We start from the raw sequence: 3147 nt of genomic DNA on the forward strand, positions 1-3147 counted from the left end.
TTTAGGACTTCAGTTAGGATGTGATAATTACAGAAAGCTAAACGAAAAAGGCTATTAAAAATTAATTAACATGAGATGTCCTTTGCAAAAATTGCACAAGTCTGTAAAAAAATAAAAAATTGCCTATCATCGCAGAAAAAATGAAGGTATAAAACCTTAAACCCCAACCCCCCCTAAAACAGGGCATCTCACTCTTTAAGTTTCACTAGAGTCTACGGCTCATAAACCTTAAACTAAAAAATGCCATTCCAAAAAGCCCTAAACTAGGGCTTTCCTCTCTTTTAATATTGAAAAGTAAGATTTTTCATTACAACATACTTTTTAGTAAAACAACTTTCTATTTGATTTAACATAAGTTAAATTTTATTAAGATTCTACGTAAGGCAATGTCAAAAAACATAATACTGCTTTATCAATATTTTTTAGTTATTTAATGTTTAAAGTATCTTATGGTTTATTGAATTTTTGTAGCCCTTGACAAAAAAAGATTTTATGATATAATGCTAATTTTAATTTTAGCTAATATTAATTTAGCAAAGACTTTTTTTGACAAAGGATAAACAATGAAAGAAATAGCAAAAGATACCCTTATAACGGGACTTTGGGAAAATGAAAGCAATGATGGCAAATCTATACTTATTGGTAGAATAGGTGCAAATTTAAATGCTGTTGTGGTTGAAAACCCAAATTATGAAGAAGGAAGTTCTCAACCAAAGTTTCTATTGTATTTTTTTAATGGAAAACAAGAAAAGATAAAAAGTTATAAATTTACAAAATAAAAAAGGAAGGTTTATGCAACAACAGAAAATAAAATTTACCATTGATCAACAAGTTGATCACATGAAAAAACAAAATATAGGATTTGGTATATATTCAGAAGAGCGAGCAAGAGATTTCTTGACATATAGTAACTACTATTTCAAAGTAAAATCCTTCGCGAAAAATTATAAGAAAAACAATGATCAATACGAATCTTTAGAATTTGCATACCTTAGAAAATTTAGTATTTTAGATACTGCTTTTAGAGAGCTAGTGCTTGAACTATCGCTTTTATGCGAGCACCTAGTAAAAGTTTTAATCTGTCGTAGCTGTAGTCAAAATAATGAAGATGACGGATATGCCATCGTTAAAGACTACTTTAATAACCACGGACTTCCGTCCGCCATAAATAGATATGATGAAGAAGTATACAGCGTCTATTCAAAATCACTTTTAGATAAATACAGAAACAATATGCCAGTTTGGGTTTTGGTTGAAATATTAGATTTTGGCGAATTAATTTTATTTTATGAATTTTATAAAACAAAATACAATATAGAAAGAATATCGGCTTTTAACTTATATGCTATAAAAAGTCTAAGAAATATAGCAGCGCACAATAGTTGTATACTTCATACATTAACAATACAGCCTACAAGCATGAAGACATCAACAACATTAAAACAATTTTTGCACGAGAAAGATATTTTATCTCGCAGAGGGAGTGAAATTAAAATTCCTATAATACACGATTTTCTTTGTTTAATTTTTGTTTTTTCCAAGTTATGTCCCAATACGGAAATCAAAAAAATACTTATGAAAAAAATTGTTACTTATTTTGAAAGATGTGAAGAGCGATCGGAATACTTCAGTAATGAGCCTCTGATTTTAAAAAGATACACATTTGTTAAAAAAGCAACATACAGAATCTTAAGGAATAAATAAAGTTTTTTTTGTATAATTCGTTCAAGGATAAAAACAAATATGTGTTTTGCATATTTGTTTAGGCAGTCGGCATAATGCCTTAGACTGCCTTTTTTTATAGCTAATTTTATATAATTTATATATATTAAAATATAATTTTATTTCACTGCAATTATATATGCCAAGATAAGTATAGCTTTCTTTACCCTTAATCTTTATACGGTGCCGACGATGGATATCTTATCTCATGTCTACTCTCCATTTAGTAGGTTTGTAAAAATTGGAAAAACAGAAATTAACATTAGAGCATTTGGAAAAGAGGAAATTGTCTTTTTAGAAAATGAAGTAAATTCCGGCAAAGATCCAAAAGAGATCGAGCGCGAATTTCTAAAAAAATATACAACTTTTTATGAAAATAATTATGATACAGAACATTTTTATATTATAAATAGTAATACTTATATATTATAAATACTTTTGTATCATAAAATACCGTTATTTATTGTAAAGTAACTTATTTAGCAATATCTAATTCTTTACTATGCTCTTTTACTCTTTCGTCCTTCTTAACGAGTTTTTTGTTATCATCTTTTGCATTTTTAGCCAAAATTTGAAGAATACTTTTTATATCTTTTTGCAGCATCGACTCTTGGCCTTTTGGATTTATGGCCGATTTCATAGTGGCTATAAAAGAACTTACAAATTGCGATGTTTCCTCACCGGCTGTTTGTACTTTTAGCTTAACGTTGATCTTCTTGTTTTTCAAAAAATCGTACTTTGCTTGTTTTTAAATTTAACATATGGCAATAGGCTAACATAGGGATCATATTAGGTAAGATTGGACATCTTTTACAAAAGTGTTTTTATTAAAATTTAAAAGAACAAAAAATGTAGGATAAAATTTATTCTATACTATGTATCATACCCACCCTTTGAAGCAATAGTTTCACCTTTTATCGATCATCGGTAAAAAAAGGAGGTGTGAGTGATGCTTGTATTGAAAAGTAAGATTTCATTACCAAGTTAATTGAAAAAGCCAAACGGGTCTTTTGCTGGGCGGAATAATTGACGACTTACATACTAAGCTAATATGTATTCTTACAGAAATTTCTGTAAGTAATGTAATATGAAAAAACAATAATAATATTGCTAAAGTGGATATGAATGATAAATTATGTAAAACATCCAACACTTAATAATCAACCTTACTCTAAATAATTAATGCAATAAAATTTTAACGGCAAAAGCTTAAAATAGGTAATTTTGCTTAAAAATCAAGGAAAATTTTGCTTATTCTGGACTATTTCTTAAAAAATTAATAACAATATAAGTATAAAAAAGTAAATATATTGTTTATTAAAATTTGCACTAAAGAGATAAAAAAAATGAAAAGAATTTTAGTTTTACTTGTAGTTTTATTTTCTATTGGATTTTCCAAAGATCTTACTGAATTGGGAAACGAAG

The 3147-nt window shown here is 27.6% G+C and carries 4 protein-coding genes; 3 read left to right on the forward strand and 1 reads right to left on the reverse strand.

All coding sequences use genetic code 11. The features are described 5' to 3' along the window. Positions 1 to 563 precede the first annotated feature (563 nt). From UNSWCS_RS11020 to UNSWCS_RS11030, 3 genes are all read left to right on the forward strand, one after another. Positions 564 to 779, forward strand: coding sequence for a hypothetical protein (locus UNSWCS_RS11020; protein ID WP_021088548.1), 216 nt, complete (start codon positions 564 to 566; stop codon positions 777 to 779). 13 nt (positions 780 to 792) lie between these two features. Next, positions 793 to 1704, forward strand: coding sequence for an Abi family protein (locus UNSWCS_RS11025; RefSeq protein ID WP_021088550.1), 912 nt, complete (start codon positions 793 to 795; stop codon positions 1702 to 1704). Positions 1705 to 1914: 210 nt separating this feature from the next. After that, positions 1915 to 2154 (forward strand): hypothetical protein, encoded by a 240-nt coding sequence (locus UNSWCS_RS11030; protein ID WP_035144150.1) that lies wholly within the window; start codon positions 1915 to 1917, stop codon positions 2152 to 2154. Between the two features lie 43 nt (positions 2155 to 2197). Here UNSWCS_RS11030 and UNSWCS_RS11035 read toward each other — a convergent pair whose 3' ends face one another. After that, positions 2198 to 2449: a hypothetical protein gene (locus UNSWCS_RS11035; RefSeq protein ID WP_035144152.1), complete on the reverse strand. Its 252-nt coding sequence runs from the start codon at positions 2447 to 2449 to the stop codon at positions 2198 to 2200. Positions 2450 to 3147: the final 698 nt, after the last annotated feature.

The organism is Campylobacter concisus UNSWCS (genome assembly GCF_000466685.1).
In the GTDB taxonomy this organism is placed as follows: Bacteria; Campylobacterota; Campylobacteria; order Campylobacterales; family Campylobacteraceae; genus Campylobacter_A; species Campylobacter_A concisus_A.